This is a genomic window from Nocardia wallacei, assembly GCF_029869545.1.
In the GTDB taxonomy this organism is placed as follows: Bacteria; Actinomycetota; Actinomycetes; order Mycobacteriales; family Mycobacteriaceae; genus Nocardia; species Nocardia wallacei_A.
In genome coordinates, this window is the sequence record NZ_JARWQD010000287.1 from 1 (window position 1) to 20,176 (window position 20,176).

The window sequence follows — 20,176 nt, forward strand, 5'->3', positions numbered from 1 at the left end:
CGGGCCCCGACGGGCCCCGCGCCGTCGTCTTTTGCGCCGGCCGGTCCGGGGCGGCCGACGACCCCCCCCGCCGCCGGGCGGCGCCCCGGCCCCCGGGGGCGGCGGGCGAGTGCCAGTCCGTGGTGTTCCGCCACGGCCTGCAGCTGTTCGGCGCCATGGGTTTCACCTGGGAGAACGACCTGCAATTCGCGCTCAAGCGGGCCAAGGCCGGGGAGCTGATGCTCGGCGGCGCGGCCCGGCATCGGGCACTGATCGTCGAGGAGTACCGTGCGGCTCACGTTTGATTCCGACGTCGAGGCGTTCCGCGCCGAATTCGTCGCCTTTCTGACCGAGCACCTGCCGCCCGCCGCCGACACGGCCGAACGCGCGCATTCGAGTTCCGATGTGCCGCAATGGGCCCGGCGCTGGCAGCGTCTGCTGTTCGACAACGGCTGGCTGGTGCCCGGCAATCCGCCGGAGTTCGGCGGCCGCAATGCCTCCGTGCTGCAACAGTATGTGTACCTGGAGGAGCTGTCCAAGCGGCGGATCTACCACAGCTTCAATCCGCAGGGTGTCGGGATCGTCGCCGCCTCGCTGCTGACGTTCGGCACCGAGGAGCAGAAGCGGCGCTGGGCGGTGCCGATCCTGCGGGCCGAGATGACCGCGTCGCTCGGCATGAGCGAGCCCGGCGCGGGTTCGGACCTGGCCTCGCTGCGCACCCGGGCGGTGCGCGACGGGGACGAGTTCGTGGTCGACGGCCAGAAGGTGTGGACCTCCGGCGCACACGACGCGGACGTGCTGCTGACCTTCGTCCGGACCGACCCGGACGCGCCGAAGCATCGCGGTATCAGTGTCCTGCTGATCCCGACCGATCTGCCGGGCGTGACTCGGCGGCCGTTCGCCTCGATCTGCTCCCCGGACGACCGGGACTTCAACGAGGTCTACTTCGAGGGCGTCCGGGTTCCCGCGGAGAATCTGGTCGGCGAGCTGAACAAGGGTTGGTCGGTGGCCAATGGCTCGCTCGGTCACGAGCGCGCGATGCTGTGGGTCAGTTACGCCGAGCGGCTGGACGATCTGCTGCGCGATTTCCGGCCGCGCGACGCGATCGACGGCGATGCCTTCGCGCGCCTGGTGATGGATTCCGAGGCGCTGCGCCTGCTGGGGTCGGCGGCGCTGGCGCGGGAGGCGCGCGGCGAACAGGATGTTCCCGCCCTGTCGATCCTCAAGGTGCTGGGCTCCGAGGCCGTCCAGTCGGCCTCGGAGGCGGCCTTGAATTCCGTTGGCCCGGAGGCATTCCCGCATCCCGCGCAGAGTTCCGAACCGAGCCCGTGGAATCTGGAGTGCTTCGCTGCCGGATGGTTCGAGCGCTATGTCCGCAGCTTCGCGGGCACCATCGCGGGCGGCACCTCGGAGATCCAGCGCACCATCATCGCCGAGCGGGTGCTCGGCCTGCCGCGGGATGGGGTGCGGTCGTGACGGTTTCGCTGCTGCTCGATATGGCGCTGTCCGGCGGGCCGGATCGGCCCGCGGTCGTCTGCGGTGAAACCCGCTGGACCACAGCGGAATTGCATGCGCTCGCCCGGGGCGGCGCCGGTGTGATCGCGAAGTCCGGCGCCCGCAGCGTGGCCTATGTCGGTACCGGCGGGCACATGCTGCCGCTGCTGATCTTCGCATCGGCCGGTGCCGGTGTTCCGGTGACACCGCTGAACTATCGGCTCAGCGCGCAGGCCCTGCGCGACCTGATCGACCGGCTCGATGATCCGCTGCTGGTGTGCGACAACGACTATCACGACATCGTGTCCGGATTCGGCGATCGCGTGGTGCGGTCGTCGGAGTTCGTCGCCGCGGCGCAGACGGCCGATCCGATGTCGGTGGACGCGGCCCCCGACCACCCGGCGGTCGTCCTGTTCACCTCCGGAACGACCTCCGCGCCGAAGGCCGTCGAGCTGTCGCACCAGAACCTGTTGAGCTACATCACCGGAACGGTCGACTTCGACTCCGCCGCGCCCACCGACGCCGCGCTGATCTGTGTGCCGCCCTATCACATCGCGGGTGTGGGTGCGGCGCTGTCGAATCTGTACGCCGGGCGCCGCATGGTCTATCTGCCCGTCTTCGACGCCGCGCGGTGGGTCGCGCTGATCGGCAGCGAATCCGTGACGACGGCGACGGTGGTCCCGACCATGCTCGACCGCATCGTGACGGAGCTGGAGCGCACCGGTGCGACCCTGCCCACGCTGCGCAATCTCGCCTACGGCGGCTCCAAGGTCGCACTTCCGTTGCTGCGCAAGGCAATAGACCTGCTGCCCGAGGTGGGATTCGTCAACGCCTACGGGCTGACCGAGACCAGTTCGACGATCGCGGTGCTGGGCCCCGAGGAGCACCGGGCCGCGCGCGCGGCGACCGATCCGGTGCTGGCACGGCGGCTCGGCTCGGTCGGTCGGCCGGTCCCAGGCATCGAGCTGCAGATCCGGGACGAGGACGGCCGCGTGCTCCCGGCGGGTGCGACGGGCGAGCTCTACGTCCGCGGCCCGCAGGTCTCCGGCCGCTACGCCGGGATCGGCTCGGTGCTCGACGCCGAGGGCTGGTTCCCGACCCGCGATGTCGCGATGCTCGACGCCGACGGCTATCTGTTCCTCGGCGGCCGCTCCGACGACACCATCATCCGCGGCGGCGAGAACATCGCCCCGGCCGAGATCGAGGACGTGCTGGTGGAACATCCGGCGGTGCGGGAGGTCGCGGTGATCGGCGTGGCCGACGACCGGTGGGGGCAGATCATCGTGGCGGTGGTGGTGCCCGCGGACGGCACGGAACCGGGCGCGCAGGAGCTGCGCGATTACGTCCGCGCGGCACTGCGCGGCTCGCGCACGCCGGACCGGGTCGTGCTCCGGGATTCCCTGCCCGCCACCCCGACCGGAAAGATCTTGCGGCGCAACCTCGTCGAGGAATACGGCCGCGCGGTGGATGCGGCGCCGGGAAAGTAGCCGACGCCGGGAAGGGATGGGTAAATGGTCAACAATGGAACTCGGCTGCGCAGCCAGGTGTGCGACACCGAAGTGATCGTGGTGCGGGCGGCCGACAGCCTGGACGATCTGCGCGCGGGCGGTGTGGCGATGATTCCGATCGGGGACGAGCCCGCCGCGGGCGCGCAGCTGGACGCGAACCTCGCCGACGGCAACCAGCTGGGCAAGCGCTATGTCGACGACTCCGGCGCGGAAATCCTGGTCACCAAGGCCGGATCCGGCACGTTGAGTATCGGCGGCACCCCGCTGGCATTGAAGGAAGCCAAGCCCCTGCCCGCCAGCGATTGACGAGAGAAGGAGGGCACCGGGTCGTCGGACTCCGGTGCCCTCCTTTCTCGCACGGCCTGCCCCTACTCGATGCGTGCCCGCTCCGGCCGTTCCGTCACCGGCGCGGCGAGTTCCTGCTTGTCGCAGATCCGCTGCAGCTTCTCCAGGGTCTCCCCGAGCCCGGGGCCCAGCCGCGGGCCCGGCGTGAACGTGGCGGGCAGCTTGCGCATGCCCTGGATGACGCCGATGGTCTCGTAGTGCACGGTGCCCTCGGGGTCGCAGCGGTAGTCGGGCATCCGGTCGAGCACGGCGGTGAGCATCGACTTGAACACGGTGCGCGCCACATTCGACCCGATGCACCGATGCACCCCGAGCCCGAAACTGAAGTGCCGGTTGCCCCTTCGGTCGAGGACGACCTCGTGCGGATCGGGGAAGACCTGCGGGTCCCGGTTCGCCATCGCCCACGACAACCACAGGCGCTCACCCTCTTTGAAGCGGGTGTTCTCGATCTCGACATCGGCGGAGATGGTGCGGCCGTCGCCCGGGGCCGGGGTGAAGTAGCGCAGGAACTCCTCGGTCGCCGAGTCGAGCAGGTGCTCGCGTTCGTTGCTGAGTAACTCGCGCTGATCCGGATGCTCCGACAGCCATTCCAGCGAGTGCGCGGTGAGCGCGGTGGTGGTGTCGAAGCCGCCGCCGATGATCAGGCCCAGCATGCCGAGGATCTCGAGATCCGGTGCGGGCTCGCCGTCGATCCGCAACTTGATCAGGCCGTCCACCAGGCCGGGCCGCGGGTTGGCCTTGATCTCGATCAGATTGTTCAGCAGGTCCAGGCCCATGGCGCGATGCATCTCCGCGACCCGCGGCGCCTCCGGCGAATTCTCCGGGGTGTACACGACCGCGTGCACCGGCTCGCTGTACATCGACCACCGCTGCAACGGGATTCCGAGCATGGCGAGGGTGAGCACGGCCGGGACGATATTGGCCAGATCGTCGACGAAGTCGATATGCCCGCTCTCGATCTTCTCGTCGAGAGCGGCGCGGACGATCTCGTCCACGACCGGCTCCCAGCGCTTGACCGCGGCGGGGGACAGGTAGGGGTTGAGGGCCTGCCGGTAGATCCGGTGCTCGGGGTCGTCCATCTCGAGGATGCCGCCCCGGACGGTCTGGGTGCGCTGGGCCGTGGGAATCGAAATGCCTTGGTAGCCTTTGCGTTCGCCGTGCAGGTCGTGGTCGTTGGACACGTGCGGGCAGCGTGCGAGCTCGAAGACCGCGCTGCTGCCGGCGGCGACCCAGTGCCCGCCGTAGGTATCGCTCCAGGCGACCGGGCACTCGGCCTGCATCTCCTGGGTGATCTCCACGAACCGATGACGGTATTCGGGGGTGTGCCGGTCGAAGTGGTACCGGTTCTTCTTACGGTCCCGGTCGGCGAGTGTCTCGTCGATGCTCACGATGTTCTTCCTCCGCTGCTCACGGAATTCGGGAGATCAGATGTGGTAGTCGTAGGACTTGAGATAGCCGCCGCCGTCGACGCGCAGCTGCATGCCGGTGACGTACCGGGACTCGTCGGCGGCCAGGTACACCACCGCGTTGCTGATGTCCTCGGGCTCGACGTAGGGAATGCGCATGGCCTGCTGCACGCCGAAGACAGGCTCGGCATCCGCGCGCGTCGGATGTTCGAGGTCGGGGCGGAACGAGCGGTACATCGGCTCGCTCTGCAGCATCGGGGTGTTGCAGTTGGTGGGGTGCACGACATTGGCGCGGATGCCGCGCGGCGACAGCTGGCGGGCCAGCTCGTACACGTAGGCCGTCAGCGCCCGCTTGGAGTGCACGTAGGCCATGCCGCCCGGATCCTTACCCGGCTGGTCGACCTTCGAGATGTCGATCAGGGAGGCGGTGGAGCCCGTGGCGATGATGGAGGCGCCCTCACCGAGATGCTCCAGCGATACCTGGATGGCGTTGATGGTGCCGATCAGGTTGGTGTTGATGACATCGACCCACGCCTGCAGCTGCGGTTCGCCCTTCATACCGGCGATACCCGCCTGTGCGACAACGATATCGAGCCGCCCGAGCTCGCGAACACCCTCCTCGAGTGCCGCCCGCAGCTGCTCGGCGCTGCGCACGTCGGCCTTGGCGGTGACCGCGCGCCGCCCGGTCTTGGCGACCAGGTCGGCGGTCTCCTCGAGATCCTCGGGCCGCGCCAGCGGGTATCCGATGGTGGCGATGTCCTCGCACAGATCGATCGCGATGATGTCGGCGCCCTCCTCGGCGAGCCGAACCGCATGACTGCGCCCCTGCCCCCGCGCGGCCCCGGTAATGAACGCGACCTTGCCCTCGACACGTCCCACAGCTGACCTTCCGTTCTCTCAGGCCCGTCCACCTGCAAGAATTACCCTTGCAGTGAATGAGAATGTTACTCTCAAGTGATATGCGTCGCAAGGCTTTCAGGGTGCGATCTGTCGTCGATATAGAGGCTCGTCTATGCCTGGATGGATGTTCTACCAGGAATATTCGTTGTGCATCCGGTGAGGCGATGGCGATCGGCAAGCGAGAATGTCATTTCCAGGTGCGTTGAATCCCGGGACCTCAGTCCCAGAGGGTGGCGCAGGGGAGGGGCGGCAGATCCGGGTGGACATGGTCGTCCACGGTGATGGCGATGCCCGCGTTCGCGCCCAGCTCCGCGACGATGTCGGCGATCTGCTCGGCGCTCGCCTGATAGTCCAGGGCGAAGGCGTTGGTTTCGATGCGGATGTGCCGGATGCGCCGGGGCTCGGCGGAATTCGGCCCGCGGGGGTCGCGGACCGACGTGAGGTCGGTGGTGAACGGCATCGTTGCTGCTCCGGGGCCCGCCCTCAGCAGGGCGGGTGGGCCGACCGCCTGCGTCGGAACAGCGCGAACAGTAGTCCGGCGAGTACCAGGGCGGCGAGGCCGGCGTAGCGCGTGGCGTTGTCGGCCCCGGCGGCCGCGAGCAGATCGATCGGCTCGGCCGGTCTCCGCGACGGTGCCGCCTGGGCGGTGGTCGCGGCCGGTGCCGAGTGTTCTTCGGCGCCGGGAAATGCGGACACCGATTCACCGGATCGCGTTGTGGCACCGGTGATCTCATCGGCCAGATTGGTCGCGAACTGGCCGATCAGGGTTCCGGCGACATCGGCCAGCGCACCGCGCCCGAACTGCGCGGGCTTCCCGGTGATCGACAGGTCCGTGTCCACCGAAACCTCTGTCGCGCCACCGGATTCGACGAGCGTGCAGGTGATGGTCGCCTTCGCCGTGCCGTTGCCGCGGGTCTCCCGCCCACGGCCCTCGAGCACCGCGATCCCGGCGCGCTCGTCCTGGGAGACGACCTTGATGACGCCGCTGTAGCTCAGGCCGACCGGGCCGAGCTTGACCTTGATCTTGCCGTGGTAGTCGTCGCCGTCGCGCGAGGTGATGGTGGCGCCCGGGACACACGGCGCGATGCGCTCCAGGTCGAGCAGCACCGGCCACGCCTGCGCGGCGGGGACGGGAATGGTGAACGTGTTGTCGAGCTTCATGGGAATCCTTCGTGCTCACGCCTGCTGCGTGGTGGGCTCGGGGGTGTCGGCCGATTGCGCTTCGAGGGACTCCGCGGCGGCGCGCACCGCCCGCACGATGCCCTGGTAGCCGGTGCAGCGACAGAGGTTGCCCGACAGCGCCTCCCGGATCTCGGCATCCGTGGGGTTCGGATGCTCGCGCAGGTACGCGGTGACCGACACGATGAAACCCGGTGTGCAGAAACCGCATTGCAGCCCGTGCTCGTCGCGGAACGCGGCCTGCACGGGCGACAGTTCGCCGTCGTCTCCCGCGATGCCCTCGACGGTGGTCAGCTCGGCGCCGTCGGCCTGCACGGCGAAGGTCAGGCAGGAGCGAACGGCCGCACCGTCGAGCAGGACCGTGCACGCACCGCACACGCCGTGCTCGCAGCCGAGATGCGTACCCGTCAGGCCGCAGCGCTCGCGCAGATAGTCGGCCAGGGTCAGCCGCGGCGGCACGCGGTCGCGCCGCGTGGCGCCGTTGATCCGGACCTCGATGTCGACGTCAGTCATTGCTCGCCTCCTGTACGGCGCGCCGCCATGCGCGCCTCACCATGGCCGCACCGACCCGGCGCCGGTAGTCGGCGGATCCGTGCACGTCCGCCGGGATCGCGTCGAGCCCGGCCGTCGCGGTAGATCCGATCTCCTCGGCCGCGATCTCCGCGGCGGGACGGCCGGTCGCCAGGGCCTCGGCCGCGCGCGCCCGCACCGGGGTGGGTGCCAGCCCGAAAAGTCCTATCGCACAGCGGTCCACGCGCGAATCGGCATCCAGCCGGACCGCTACGGTCGCACCCGCCAGCGCGAAATCGCCACTGCGGCGGGCGAATTCCTCGACCGCGAACCCGCACCGGCCGTGCCACGCCGGAAAGGCCACCGCGGTGACCATTTCGTCGTCGGCCAGTGTGGTGGTCCACATGCCGGTGAAGAACGACGCGGCCGGGATGGTGCGCGGCCCGCGCGGTGACAGGGTCTCGATATCGGCGTCGAGGGTCAGCGCGACGGCCGGATACTCGCCCGCGGCGTCGGCGTGCGCGATGGCGCCCCCGATCGTGCCCCGGTTGCGGATCTGGAAGTGTCCGATGAACGGTGTCGCCCGCGACAGCAGCGGCACCGTCCGGTGCACCTGTTCGGACGCCCCGACCGCCGCGTGCGTGGTGGCCGCGCCGATCCGGACGCCATCGTCCTGGGCGTGGATGCCGCGCAGCTCGGCCACGCGGCGCAGGTCCACCAGGTGCTCGAACACCGCGAGCCGCAGCGCCAGCATCGGCACCAGACTCTGCCCGCCCGCGAGAATCTTTGCCTCGTCACCGAATTCGGCCAGCAGCCCGACCGCCTCCGCGGTGGTGGCCGGTGCGTGATAGTCGAAGACCGCCGGTTTCATCGGTTGTCCTTCCCGGCGGCGCGCGCCCGGTCGATCATGTCCACGATCCGCGACGGGGACAGCGGCAGCTCGGAAATCTCGACCCCGAACGGCGCGAGCGCGTCCGCGACGGCGTTGAGCACGGCCGGGGTGGAGCCGATGGCACCGCTCTCGCCGACACCCTTGAAACTGCCCGGGCCGGGACTCGGCGTCTCGACGTGCCCGACCTCGATGACCGGCACCTCCGACGCGGTCGGCAGCAGGTAGTCCAGGAAGGTCGTCGCGACCGGATTGCCGCTGTCGTCGTAGGCCAGATGCTCGTAGAGCGCGCCGCCGATGCCCTGCACCGTCCCGCCGTAGATCTGCCCCTCCACCACGCTCGGGTTGATCATCGGGCCGCAGTCCTCGCTGACGATGTAGCGCAGCAGCGTCACCGCACCGGTCTCGACATCGACCTCGCAGGTGCACACGTGCGTCGCGTTGGCCCAGATGGCGATCTGCGGGGTCTTGTAGCGGCCGCTGGATTCCAGCCCCGGCGGCATCCCGGGCGGCAGGCTGTCGGCTTGGAAGTAGGCGATATCGGCGATCTCCGCCAGCGTGAGTGCGCTGTCGGGCGCGCCGCGCACGCTCGCCCGGCTGCCGGAGACCTCGATCTCGTCGGGGGTGGTGTTCAGCCGATGGGCGGCGATCGCGCGGATCCTGTCCCGCAGCACCGAGGCGGTCTGCTCGATCGCGCCCGCCGTCATCGACCCCGACCGGCTGCCGCCGGTGCCGCCGCCGAACGGCGTGATCGCCGTGTCGCCCTGGATGGTTCGCACGTCGGACAGGGCCGCGCCGAGCGCGTCGGCGGTCAGTTGCACGACGGTCGTCTCGAGGCTGTTGCCCGCCGATCCACCGGCGACATAGACGTTGACCTTGCCGGACGGTTCGATCCGGATGGTGGCGCCCTCGGTGGCGAGGAACGGGCTGGCGCCGGTGGTCGGCTCGAGGTAGGTGCAGGTGCCGACGCCGAGGTAGCGGCCCCGGGCGCGGGCGAGGCGCTGGTCCTCGCGGAACGCCTCGTAGTCCAGCATCTCGACGGCCTGCTCCAGCGTCTCCAGCGGCGAGACATTGTCGTGCGGCATGCCGTTCGCGTTCGCGCGCGGAAATTCGTCGCGGCGCAGCATGTTTCGGCGCCGCAGCTCGATCGGATCCACGCCCATCCGCCGCGCCGCCCGGTCGAGCAGGACCTCGCGCGCGACGGACTCGAACTGCCACGGCCCCCGATAGGCGACCCGTCCGACGGTATTGGAGTACACGAACTTCGCGGTGAAGGAGGCGTCGGTGATCCGATACGGTCCCGGGAACAGCATCCCGACCGGGATGCCGCCGACGATCGGCGAGGGCGTCGGATAGGCGCCGGCGTTCTGTACGTGCGCGATGGATGCGGCGAGGATGGCGCCGTCGGCGTCGAATGCCATGGCGACATCGGCCTTTTCGTGCCGGGACATGCCGGAAGCCATGAGGTTTTCCTGGCGGTCCTCGATCCATTTCACGGCGTGGCCGAGCTTGCGCGCGGCCAGCAGGACGCACATGTCCTCGCGCAGCGGTAGCTGTTTGAGCCCGAATCCGCCGCCGGTGTCGCGGGCGATGACACGCACCTGATGCTCGTCGATGCCGAGCAGCCGGGCGCAGAAGGCGCGTACCTCGTGCGGCGACTGGGTGGAACTCCACACCGTCATCTCCGCGGCCGGTGCCGACCATTCCGCGACGATGCCGCGGGTCTCCATCGGCACCGGCAGGTATGCCTGCTGAAAGATGCTCTGGCGCACTACATGTGCGGCCGAGTCGAAGATCGGCTGCAGATCCGCCGCGGGGCGGCCGCCCATCTCGCCCGCGGAATTGCCCGCGAATCCGGCGTGCACCAGGTTCGGTGACGTATCCGCGGTGGTGTAGTCGACCACGGGCTCGAGCGGTTCGTAGTCGACGATCACCTGTTCGACGGCGTCTTCGGCGACGTACCGGTCGGTGGCGATCACCAGGGCCACCGGATCTCCGACGAACCGGGCCTCCTCCTCGGCCAGCGGCGGCCGCGGGACCGGCGGCATGCCCGCCATATCCAGGTCGTAGGAGATCTGGTGCGCACCGGGATTGAGGTCCGCCGCGGTGTAGACCGCCAGCACGCCGTCGAGTTCCAGCGCGCCCGCGACGTCGATCTCGCCGATCCGCGCGCGTGCCAGCGGGCTGCGGACGAAGCAGGCGTGCGCCATGCCGGGCCGGGTCACATCGTCGATGAAGGTGCCCGCGCCGGTCACCAGGCGCGCGTCCTCGAGGCGGGGGACCCGGGTGCCGACGACGTGTGCGGTGGCGGCTTCGGTCCCGGTCATCGGAGTCATTCGGCTGATCCTTCGTTCATTCGACACCGGCCAGCGTGCCGACGATACGTATGTCGAATGTGAGTATGACGTTAGAATGAATAGAGAATAGCATTCTCACCCAATGTGCAGGCAAGTCGCCGACTGCCGGGAGGTCACCATGCGGGAACTGGGCGCACACCTGCTGCGATGGCATGCGGCGAACACCACCTACGCGCTCGCCACGGTGGTGGCCGTGAGCGGCAGCGCGCCCCGCCCGGCGGGCGCCACGATGGCGGTGGACGAGTTCGGGAATGCGCGGGGGAGCCTGTCGGGGGGATGCGTGGAGGGCGCGGTGTACGAGCTGTGCCGGGAGGTGCTCGGCACCGCCCGGCCGGTGCGCCGGAGGTTCGGCTACAGCGCCGACGATGCCTTCGCCGTCGGCCTGACCTGCGGGGGTGAGCTGGAGGTCTTCGTGCACCGGATCACCGCCCAGCACCACCCGGCGATCGAGGCCGCGCTCGATCCCGGCGGCCCGCTGGCCCTGGTGCGCGATCTGGATTCGGGGGCATTGGTGGCGGTGGGGCCTGGCATTGCCGCGGGGAGCCGGGTCGATCCCGCCGTGGTGCGCCGGGCCCGGGCGATGCTCGAGGCCGGGATGACGGGGGTGTGCGTCGTCGGCTGTGCGGATCGCGAGCGCACCGTGTTCGTCGAGTCGTTCGTGCCGCCGCCGCGCATGATCGTCTTCGGCGCAACGGATTTCGCCACGGCGCTGTGCCGGGTGGGCCGAATGCTCGGCTACCGCGTCACCGTGTGCGAGCCGCGTCCCGCCTTCGCCGACCCCGCCCGGATTCCTGAGGCGGACGAGGTGGTGCGCGAGTGGCCGGACCGGTACCTGCGCCACACCCCGGTCGACGCGCGCACCGTGATCTGCGTCCTGACTCACGACCCGAAATTCGACATCCCGGTCCTCGCCGAGGCGCTGCGGCTGCCGGTGGCCTATGTGGGCGCGCTGGGCTCGCGCCGCTCCGACCGCGACCGCCGCCGAGGGTTGCGCGCCGCCGGTCTCTCCGATCACGAACTGCGGCACCTGCATTCGCCGATCGGCCTGGAACTGGGCGGGCAGACCCCGGAGGAGACCGCGGTGTCGATCGCGGCGGAGATCGTGGCCATCCGGCGCGGCGGTTCGTCCCGGCCGCTGTCCGCCACCGACCGCCCCATCCATCCGGGAAGTGAACTGCCCGTCGCGGAATCGTCGGCCTGACGCCGAATGCCGCTGTGCCGCTTCAGTCCAGGAACAAATCCGGGGTGGGATGCTCGCCGCCGCCGTAGGGGGTGAGGTCGTCGATACCGGCGTAGAGGGACAGGGCGTCGGCGTCGAGGAAGCAGTTGCCGGTGACGCGGGCGGCGGGTTGGGTGAGGATGGCGAGGGCGGCGTCGGCCATGATCTCGGGGCTGCGGGCCGCGGCGAGCTGGCGCTCGGCATCGGGGAGATTGGCGACCGCCGACGTGGCGATGAATGTTTGCGGCCACAGGCAGTTGAAAGCTATTCCGGCGGCGGCGAATTCGGCAGCCCAGCCCAGCGAGAGCAGTGTCATTCCGTACTTGGACAGGGTGTAGGCGGGATGCGCGCCGAGCCAGCGCGGATTCAGGTTCACCGGCGGCGCGATGGTCAGCACGTGCGGGTTGGCGGCGTCGCGCAGCTGCGGCAGGCACGCCTGGGTCAGCAGGAAGGTGCCGCGAATGTTGATGTCCTGTATCAGATCGAACTTCTTGGCCGACAGCCGCTCGGTGGGTTCGGTGGCGATCGCGCTGGCATTGTTCACGCACAGGTCGATGCCGCCGAACCGCTCCATCGCCGTATCCACCACGCGCCGCACGTCGGCCTCCTCGCGGACGTCGCCGACCACGGCGGCCGCCCGGCCGCCCGCGGCCTCGATCTCGGCGGCCGCGGTGTGCACGGTGCCCGGCAGCCGCGGATGTGGTTCGGCGGTCTTGGCGAGCAGGACCACGTTGGCGCCCCGCCGGGCGGCGGCGACGGCGATCGCGAGCCCGATGCCGCGGCTCGCGCCGGATACCACCATCGTGCGATCGGTCAGTGATTGCAGGTCGGACATGGCACTCCTCGGTCCGGAACTCGCCTGTGACCAGGCGTTCGCAGTTATGATATTGGCATTCTCCATTTTCGGAAGTAGCATATTCGATGATGAACAATAAGGTGCACACCTCCTCCGGGATCCCGCTGGAGCCGGTCTACGGGCCGGAGGACCGGCGCGGTGATCCGCCCCCGCCGGGCGCCTATCCCTTCACCCGCGGCAACTTCGCCACCGGCTACCGGGGGCGGCTGTGGACGTTCCGGCAGTACTCCGGATTCGGCACCGCCGAGGAGTCCAATCAGCGCTACCGCTATCTGCTCGAGCAGGGCGGTACCGGGCTGTCGGTCGCCCTCGACCTGCCGACCCAATGTGGTTACGACTCCGACGATCCCGAGGTGGGCGAGGAGGTGGGCCGCGTCGGCGTCGCCGTGGACACGCTCGCCGACGCCGAGGTGCTGTTCGACGGCATCCCGCTCGACGAGATCAGCACCAGCTTCACCATCAACGGCACCGCGGCCATCCTGCTGGCGTTCTACGTGGCGGCCGCCGAGAAGAAGGGCGTGCCGCGGGGCAAGCTCACCGGCACGATTCAGAACGACATCCTCAAGGAATACGCCTCGCGCGGTACCTGGATCTGGCCACCGGGGCCGTCGCTGCGGCTGATCGCCGACACCATCGAGTTCTGCGCGGCCGAGGTGCCGCGGTTCAACGCGATCTCGGTGGCGGGGGCGCACTTTCGCGACGCCGGGGCGAATGCCGTGCAGGAGATGGCCTTCACGCTCGCCGACGGAGTCACCTACTGCGACACCGTGATCGCGCGCGGGCGGATGACCGTCGACCAGTTCGCGCCGCAGATCTCCTTCTTCTTCTACACCCACGGCGACTTCTTCGAGGAGATCGCGAAATACCGTGCGGGACGGCGACGGTGGGCCACCATCGTGCGCGAGCGCTACGGCGCGACGACCGACAAGGCATCGATGTTCCGGTTCGGCTGCGTGGCGGGCGGCGCGTCACTGTACGCCCCGCAGGCGCAGAACAATCTGGTCCGGGTGGCCTACGAGTCGATGGCCGCGGTGCTCGGCGGCGTGCAGTCGATGTTCACCGCCGCCTGGGACGAGCCGTTCGCGCTGCCCAGCGAGGAGTCGGCGACGTTGGCGCTGCGGACCCAGCAGATCCTCGCCTACGAGACCGGGGTGACGCGGGTGGCCGATCCGCTCGGCGGCTCCTACTTCATCGAGGCCCTCACCGACGCCACCGAGGACCGGATCGTCGAGATCATGGGCGATCTGGAGCGGCACGGCGGCATGGTCCGCTGCATCGAGGACGGCTATCTCCAGGGTTTGATCGCGGACGAGGCGTACCGGCTGCACCAGGCGGTGGAGTCGGGCGAGCAGCCCGTGGTCGGGGTGAACCGGTTCGTCTCCGACGAGCCCGCACCCGATATCGGCACCTACGAACTGGACGCGGACGGCCGCGAACGGCAGCTGAAGCGGCTGGCCCGGGTGAAGGGCGAACGCGATTCCGCGGCCGTGCGCGACGCCCTCACCGCGCTGTCGTTCGCCGCGGAGGGAGACGCGAACCTGATGCACCACTTGATCGACTGCGCCAACGCCTACTGCACGGTCGGCGAGATCACGGCCGCGCTGAAATCGGTGTGGGGCGAGTTCCAGCAGCCGGTGGTGTTCTGATGGCCGCGCCGGCGCCCGTCCGGGTCCTCGTCGCCAAGCCCGGTCTCGACGGGCACGACCGGGGCGCGAAGATCGTCGCCCGGACGCTGCGCGACGCCGGATTCGAGGTGGTGTACACCGGAATTCGGCAGCGGGTCGAGGATATCGTCTCGATCGCCGTGCAGGAGGACGTGGCGGTGGTGGGCCTGAGCATCCTCTCGGGGGCGCACATCGCGCTGACCACGCGCGTGGTGGACGCGCTGCGGGCCGCCTCGGCGAGCGATATCGCGGTGGTCGTGGGCGGCACCATCCCGCACGCCGATGTGCCGAAACTACTGGAAGCCGGTGCGGCGGCGGTCTTTCCGACGAGCACCCCGCTGGACACGCTCGTCGCGGAGATCCGGAAGCTGACCGGGCAGGAGGAACAGTGCGCATCGGAGTGATGATCGGGCCGGAGAAGGGGGACTCCGCGCGCAAGCTGGACCGGATGCTGCGCGATATCGAGTGGGCCGAGTCGGCGGGCCTGGACACGGCGTGGATTCCGCAGGTGCCCAACGACTTCGACGCGCTGATCACGATCGCGGCGATGGGCCTGCGCACCTCGCGGATCGAATTGGGTACGGCGGTGGTGCCGCTGCAGGCGCAGCATCCCATCGCCCTCGCGCGCCAGGCGCTTTCGGCGCAGGCGGCGGCCGCGGGACGGCTGGCGCTGGGAGTCGGGCCGTCGCATCACTGGATCGTCCGCGACATGCTCGGCCTGCCCTACGACCGCCCCGCCGCCTACACCCGCGACTACCTCGACGTGCTGAACACCGCGCTGCGCGGTCCGGGACCCGTCGACGTGGAGAATGCGACCTTCGCCGTGCACAATCCGCTCGAGCTGGGGCCGGTCGCTCCGGTGCCGGTGCTGGTCGCCGCGCTGGGGCCGGTCATGCTGCGGATAGCGGGGGAGCGGGCCGACGGGACCGTGCTGTGGATGGCGGACGAGCGCGCGATCGCCGAACACATCGCGCCGAAGATCACCAAGTCGGCCGCCGACGCGGGCCGCCCGGCGCCGCGCATAGTGGCGGGCCTCCCCGTATGCCTGTGCGCGCGAAGCGAAATCGACGCGGCCAGGGCGCGGGCCAACCGGATCCTCGGCGAGGCCGAGGTCTCGCCCAACTATCAGCGCCTGCTGGAACAGGGCGACGCCCGCGACATCGGCGACCTCTGCATCGCGGGCGACGAGGAGACCATCGCCGCAGGCATGCGGCGCTACGCCGCCGCGGGCGCCACCGACCTCTCGATACGCCTGCTCCCGATCGGCGAAACTCGCGACGAACTCGTCGCCTCCAAACGCCGCACCCGAGACACCATCGCCCACCTGGCCACCGAATTGCGTTGAACAGCATGCCCCCGCTCGTCTCCCCGACGCACCCCGCTGTTCGTCTCCCGGCGCGCTCCGCTCTTTGTTTCCCGGTGCGCTCCGCTCTTTGTGTCCCGGTGCGCTCCATTCTTTGTTTCCCCGTGCGCTCCGCTGTTCGTTTCCCGGTGCGCTCCGCTCTTTGCTTCCCGGTGCGTTCCGCTTCTTGTTTCCCGGTGCGTTCCGCTTCTTGTTTCCCGGCGCGCTTTTGGCCGGGATCAACGCCCGGACGTCGTCGTCACACCGAGGAGCCACCGTGAGATCGGACGAACCCGTAGCGGCCGGGGATCGGCAGGGGCGCAACGAATCCGGGCCGCTGGCCGGGATTCGGGTGCTGGAGGTCGGGACCATGCTGGCCGGGCCGTACGCCACCATGATGCTGGCCGATCTCGGGGCCGAGGTCACCAAGCTGGAACCGGCGGGAGGCGATATCTCGCGGCAGGTGAGCGACAGCTACTTCGCCAGCCTCAATCGCGGAAAGCGCAGTGTCCGTATCGATCTGGGTAGTGAGCCCGGGCGCGCCCGGCTCGGCGAGCTGGTCGCGGAGTCGCATGCGCTGCTGGTGAATCTGAAGCCCTCGGCGATCCGGCGGCTCGGACTCACCTACGACGCGCTGCGGCGATACAACGAGCGGATCGTCTGCGTGGCGATCACCGGCTACGGCCTGCACGGCGGCGACGACCCGGCCTTCGATTACGTGATCCAGGCCGCCGCCGGAATCGCCGCTCTCACCGGGGATCCCGAGGGACCGCCGACCCTGCCGGGCTACTCGTCGGCGGACAATTCGACCGGGCTGACCGCGGCGCTGGGCCTGCTGGCCCAGATCGTCTCCGGCCGCGGCGGGCAGCTCGACGTCTCGCTCTACGAGGTCATGCTCTCCCAGCTCAACTACCACGCCGCCGCCTACCTCAACGACGGTAAGCGGCCGCAGCGCCGCCCGTTCGGCGCGCATTCGTATTACGTCCCCGCACAGCTGTTTCCGACCGCCGAAGGCTACCTGGCGCTGTTCATCACCCACGACGGCTTCTGGAAGAGTTTCGCCGCCGAGGCCGGTATCGCGGGATTCGAGCTGATGGCCGACCGGGTCGCGCACCGCGCGGAGGTGCTGTCGGCGGTCACCGCCGCCCTGGCCGCCGATACCGCGCCCGGCTGGGAAGCCCGGCTGCGCCCCCTCGGAATCCCGGCGGCGGCGGTCCGCGAACTCCCGGAGGCATTGGAATCCAGTCCGGACACCGTGGTGGGCGCGGGGGAGTATCGCTTGGTAGGCAACCCGATCCGGATCGCCGGATACCGTCCCCGGTACGGACCACCGCCCCGGCTGGGTGAGCACAACGGCCGAGACATGCTCGGCTGAGCCCGGCCCGGCAGCTCAGTCGTAGTCGACGCTGATGGTCTCCGTGTCCGGGACCGCCTGGCAGGTGAGGACGTAGCCGTCGGCCAGTTCGTCGTCGGTCAGGGCGTCGTTGTGCCGCAGGGACGCACTGCCTTTGGTCACCCGGGCGATGCAGGTGGCGCAGTTGCCCTGCTCGCAGGAGAACGGTGGTGACAGCCCCGCCCGGCGGGCGCTTTCCAGCAGGGTCTCGCCCTGCTTACGCGGCACCGTCTTCTTCTTGCGGTTCAGCGTGATCGTGACGGTGCCCGCCCCGGCTGGGTCGGACGTCGTTGCCGCAGAGTCGGATACGGTGGTGGTTCCGGATGGTTGCGTGGTGCTCACCGCCGGTGCGGGTGCGCCGAAGCGTTCGCTGAACACCAGGCCGGGACCGGGGAGTGCCAGCTCCACCATTTCCATGAAAGGCTCGGGGCCGCAGATGTAGTGGTCGGCGTGGCCGTCGTCGCCGACGAAGGCGCGGATGGCGGCGGCGTCGAGGAAGCCCCGGTCCGCGTCGAGATGCCGGACCACCTCCAGCCGGTCCGGATAGGTCCGCGCCAGCTCGGCCAGCACCGTACCGAAGATCACCGCATCGGCGTCCCGGTCGGCGCAGAGCAGCCGGATCCGCCGCTGGGTGGAGGCGAGCGCGCACTTGGTGAGCGACAGGATGGGCGTGATGCCGCTGCCGCCGCTGAAGCCGAGCAGCGGGACGTCGGTCTCGCGCAGGCAGAATCGACCGGCCGCCGCGCGGGACATCTGCAGCTCGTCGCCCTCGGCCAGATTGTCCAGCATCCAGTTCGACACCTTGCCGCCCGGAACGCGCTTCACCGTCGTCATCAGCTCGTCGTCGGTCTCCGGCGCGCTGGACATCGAGTAGGAGCGGAACAGCGCGGTACCGTCCACCGGCACCCGGAACGTGCAGAACTGCCCCGCCCGGTAGGCGATCGGCCCGTCGTGCGGTGCGAGCACGAACGTGCGGGCATCGACGCTCTCCTTCACGATCCGGGTCACCGTCGCCCGCTGGAAAAACGAGGATCTCGCCATGAACCGCGGCCTCCTGGTAGGTAGATTCTATTATGATGAGAATTATATTCTCATCCACGAGAGGATCTCTCAACATGTTCTCCACCACCGGATCGCCGAGCCCCCGAGGAGTGCCATGGATGTGCGCCTGAGCAGCGAACAGCGGCAGCTGCGCGATGCCGCGGCCAAACTGGCCGATGATCTGGGCCCCGGATCGGTCGCGGACCTGGACGACGAGGTGCGCCGGACCCGGCTCGAGCGCGCGGTGCACACCGCGGGCTGGCGCACGCTGCGCACCGACGGCGCGTCCGGTGTCGAGGTCGCGATCGTGGCCGAGGAATTCGGCCGCGGGCTGGTCGATGTCGCGTTCCTCGGCCCGGTGCTGGCCGACGGCCTGCGCACCCGCCCCGCCGACGAGCGCGGTTGGACGATCGGGGTCGGCGACCGCGCCGTCGACGCCCGGGGCAGCAGCCGGGCACTGCTCGTCGACGGTGCGCGAATTCTGACCGCCGCCCTCGGATGGGTGGTGCCCGGCGTCGACCTGACCCGGCAGACCGCCGCGCTGACGGGCGAGTTCGAGCAGGCCGGGGAGCTGTCCGCGGACGAGTCGGGGCGCTGGCACGCGCTGGCCCTCACCGCGACGACCGCCGACCTGCTCGGCACCGCCCGCGGCGCCCAGGATCTGGCCGTCGACTACGCCAAAGTCCGTGCGCAGTACGGCAAGACGATCGGCTCCTACCAGGCGGTCGCGCATCTGCTGGCCGAGAACCAGGCACTGATCGAGGGCGCGATCAGCGTCCTGCGCCACGCGGCGTGGGCGGTCGACGAACTCGCCCCCGAGGCGGCGCTGCGGGCCGCGCGCATCGCCAAGGTCTACACCGCGCGGATGGCCCGCACCGTCTGCGAGGGGTCGATTCAGGTGCACGGCGGTATCGGCAACACCTGGGACTGTCTCGCCCATGTGTATCTGCGCCGGGCGCTGGCCTCGACCGAACTGTTCCCCGTCGCACTGAAGGAGATCGATCGTGGACTTTCGTGATTCCCCGCAGGAGGCCGAATTCCGTGCCCGCCTGCGTGATTGGCTGACCGAGACGGCGGATGGGTTCCCGACCTCCGGTGACGAGTACTGGGCGCGCCAGGGCGAGTGGCATCGGGCGCTCTACGCGGCGGGGTTCTTCGGTTCGTCCTGGCCCAGGGAATTCGGCGGCCACGAACTGCCGCCGGTCTACGACGTGATCGTGGACGAGGAACTCGCTCTCGCCGGTGCACCGCCCCGGCCCAGCCTGGGCTATCTCGTGCAGGGCCTGGGGCGGCACGGCAGCAAGGAACTGCAGCGGCGTTTCCTGCCGGGCATGATCAACGGCACCGAACGCTGGTGCCAGGGGTTCAGCGAACCGGGCGCCGGATCCGATCTGGCGTCGCTGACGACCACGGCGACCCGCGACGGCGATCACTACGTCGTGCACGGCCACAAGATCTGGACCAGCTACTCCGACGTCGCGGACTGGTGCCTGCTGCTGGCCCGCACCGATCCGGAAGTGCCTCGGCACAAGGGCATTTCGGCGTTCATCATCGCGATGAAACAGCCGGGTGTCGAGCAGCGGCCACTGAAAATGATCAGCGGCGTCACGCGCGAGTTCGGCCAGGTGCACTTCGACGGGGCGACGGTGCCCGCCGATCAGATGGTCGGCGCGCCCGGCGACGGCTGGAAACTGGCCATGACCGTGGTCGGGCACGAGCGCGAGCCCTCGACGCTCGGTTACGCCGCGCGCTACGGAAAATTGGTGCGGCAGTTGGCTTCCCGGCTCGACGGCGACCCGCCGGACGAGCTGGCCTGGGCGGCCGTGCAGACGGAGATGCTGCGGTTGCATGTGCGGCGCCGCCTGTCCGAACAGCTGGACGGCGTCGTGCACGGCCCGGACGGCTCGCTGGACAAACTGCTCATGACCTGGGTGGACCAGTCGGTCGGGCATGCGGCGCTGGCCGTCGCCGGTACCGGCGACCATGAACTGCTCGGCAGCTATTTCTACAGCCGCGCCCAGAGCGTGATGGGCGGGACCTCGCAGATCCAGAAGAACATCATCGCCGCACGCATTCTCGGACTAGGAGTGTGAC

19 protein-coding genes and 1 pseudogene are annotated in these 20,176 nt (G+C 69.6%); 11 read left to right on the plus strand and 9 right to left on the minus strand.

From position 1 onward, the window contains the following. The 4 genes and pseudogenes from QH290_RS24915 to QH290_RS24930 form a co-directional block, all read left to right on the plus strand. Window positions 1–284: pseudogene (locus tag QH290_RS24915) on the plus strand (acyl-CoA dehydrogenase family protein); the annotation flags it as partial. Next, a complete protein-coding gene (locus QH290_RS24920; RefSeq protein ID WP_280385486.1) occupies window positions 268–1,455 on the plus strand; it encodes an acyl-CoA dehydrogenase family protein in 1,188 nt (395 codons plus the stop codon). The pseudogene QH290_RS24915 and the gene QH290_RS24920, both read left to right, overlap by 17 nt. Then, a complete protein-coding gene (locus QH290_RS24925; protein WP_280385488.1) occupies window positions 1,452–2,960 on the plus strand; it encodes a class I adenylate-forming enzyme family protein in 1,509 nt (502 codons plus the stop codon). Before QH290_RS24920 ends, QH290_RS24925 begins: the two co-directional genes overlap by 4 nt. Window positions 2,961–2,984: 24 nt before the next feature. Then, window positions 2,985–3,287 (plus strand): hypothetical protein, encoded by a 303-nt coding sequence (locus tag QH290_RS24930; RefSeq protein ID WP_280269707.1) that lies wholly within the window; start codon window positions 2,985–2,987, stop codon window positions 3,285–3,287. Window positions 3,288–3,349: 62 nt separating this feature from the next. Here QH290_RS24930 and QH290_RS24935 read toward each other — a convergent pair whose 3' ends face one another. The 7 genes from QH290_RS24935 to QH290_RS24965 all read right to left on the minus strand — a co-directional run bounded on the left by QH290_RS24935 (window position 3,350) and on the right by QH290_RS24965 (window position 10,546). Further along, complete coding sequence (locus QH290_RS24935; protein ID WP_280385491.1) at window positions 3,350–4,714, minus strand: cytochrome P450; 1,365 nt, start codon at window positions 4,712–4,714, stop codon at window positions 3,350–3,352. Between the two features lie 36 nt (window positions 4,715–4,750). After that, on the minus strand, window positions 4,751–5,611 hold the full coding sequence (locus QH290_RS24940) for a mycofactocin-coupled SDR family oxidoreductase (RefSeq protein ID WP_280269709.1): 861 nt from the start codon (window positions 5,609–5,611) through the stop codon (window positions 4,751–4,753). A gap of 238 nt (window positions 5,612–5,849) precedes the next feature. Continuing rightward, window positions 5,850–6,092, minus strand: a complete 243-nt coding sequence (locus QH290_RS24945) for a hypothetical protein (protein ID WP_280269710.1) — start codon at window positions 6,090–6,092, stop codon at window positions 5,850–5,852. Between the two features lie 23 nt (window positions 6,093–6,115). Further along, complete coding sequence (locus QH290_RS24950) at window positions 6,116–6,793, minus strand: SRPBCC family protein (protein ID WP_280385493.1); 678 nt, start codon at window positions 6,791–6,793, stop codon at window positions 6,116–6,118. A gap of 15 nt (window positions 6,794–6,808) precedes the next feature. Further along, the gene (locus QH290_RS24955) at window positions 6,809–7,324 is read right to left on the minus strand and encodes a (2Fe-2S)-binding protein (protein ID WP_280385495.1); all 516 of its coding nucleotides are present in this window, start codon (window positions 7,322–7,324) and stop codon (window positions 6,809–6,811) included. Beyond that, entirely contained in the window at window positions 7,317–8,192 is an 876-nt protein-coding gene (locus QH290_RS24960; protein WP_280269713.1) for an FAD binding domain-containing protein, read from the minus strand. Before QH290_RS24960 ends, QH290_RS24955 begins: the two co-directional genes overlap by 8 nt. Further along, window positions 8,189–10,546, minus strand: a complete 2,358-nt coding sequence (locus tag QH290_RS24965) for a xanthine dehydrogenase family protein molybdopterin-binding subunit (protein ID WP_425303650.1) — start codon at window positions 10,544–10,546, stop codon at window positions 8,189–8,191. Before QH290_RS24965 ends, QH290_RS24960 begins: the two co-directional genes overlap by 4 nt. Window positions 10,547–10,685: 139 nt before the next feature. On the opposite strand from QH290_RS24965, the gene QH290_RS24970 reads away from it, so the two are divergent. Continuing rightward, window positions 10,686–11,768: an XdhC family protein gene (locus QH290_RS24970; protein WP_280385531.1), complete on the plus strand. Its 1,083-nt coding sequence runs from the start codon at window positions 10,686–10,688 to the stop codon at window positions 11,766–11,768. Window positions 11,769–11,790: 22 nt separating this feature from the next. Here QH290_RS24970 and QH290_RS24975 read toward each other — a convergent pair whose 3' ends face one another. After that, window positions 11,791–12,621, minus strand: coding sequence for an SDR family oxidoreductase (locus QH290_RS24975; protein ID WP_280385497.1), 831 nt, complete (start codon window positions 12,619–12,621; stop codon window positions 11,791–11,793). Window positions 12,622–12,710: 89 nt separating this feature from the next. Here QH290_RS24975 and QH290_RS24980 point away from each other — a divergent pair, with 89 nt between their 5' ends. From QH290_RS24980 to QH290_RS24995, 4 genes are all read left to right on the plus strand, one after another. Further along, complete coding sequence (locus QH290_RS24980; RefSeq protein WP_280385533.1) at window positions 12,711–14,288, plus strand: methylmalonyl-CoA mutase family protein; 1,578 nt, start codon at window positions 12,711–12,713, stop codon at window positions 14,286–14,288. Further along, entirely contained in the window at window positions 14,288–14,710 is a 423-nt protein-coding gene (locus QH290_RS24985; RefSeq protein ID WP_280269715.1) for a cobalamin B12-binding domain-containing protein, read from the plus strand. The genes QH290_RS24980 and QH290_RS24985 overlap by 1 nt, the downstream gene beginning before the upstream one ends. Continuing rightward, on the plus strand, window positions 14,695–15,651 hold the full coding sequence (locus QH290_RS24990; protein WP_280385498.1) for a TIGR03564 family F420-dependent LLM class oxidoreductase: 957 nt from the start codon (window positions 14,695–14,697) through the stop codon (window positions 15,649–15,651). The genes QH290_RS24985 and QH290_RS24990 overlap by 16 nt, the downstream gene beginning before the upstream one ends. 274 nt (window positions 15,652–15,925) lie before the next feature. Further along, the gene (locus QH290_RS24995) at window positions 15,926–17,023 is read left to right on the plus strand and encodes a CaiB/BaiF CoA transferase family protein (protein WP_280385502.1); all 1,098 of its coding nucleotides are present in this window, start codon (window positions 15,926–15,928) and stop codon (window positions 17,021–17,023) included. 15 nt (window positions 17,024–17,038) lie between these two features. On the opposite strand, the gene QH290_RS25000 is transcribed toward QH290_RS24995, so the two are convergent. Beyond that, window positions 17,039–18,082 (minus strand): 2Fe-2S iron-sulfur cluster-binding protein, encoded by a 1,044-nt coding sequence (locus QH290_RS25000; RefSeq protein ID WP_280385503.1) that lies wholly within the window; start codon window positions 18,080–18,082, stop codon window positions 17,039–17,041. A 115-nt stretch (window positions 18,083–18,197) separates the two neighbouring features. Between QH290_RS25000 and QH290_RS25005 the strand changes: the two genes are divergently transcribed. Both QH290_RS25005 and QH290_RS25010 read left to right on the plus strand, forming a co-directional pair. Next, window positions 18,198–19,100, plus strand: coding sequence for an acyl-CoA dehydrogenase family protein (locus QH290_RS25005; RefSeq protein ID WP_280385505.1), 903 nt, complete (start codon window positions 18,198–18,200; stop codon window positions 19,098–19,100). Next, a complete protein-coding gene (locus QH290_RS25010; protein ID WP_280385507.1) occupies window positions 19,087–20,175 on the plus strand; it encodes an acyl-CoA dehydrogenase family protein in 1,089 nt (362 codons plus the stop codon). Before QH290_RS25005 ends, QH290_RS25010 begins: the two co-directional genes overlap by 14 nt. Window position 20,176: the final 1 nt, after the last annotated feature.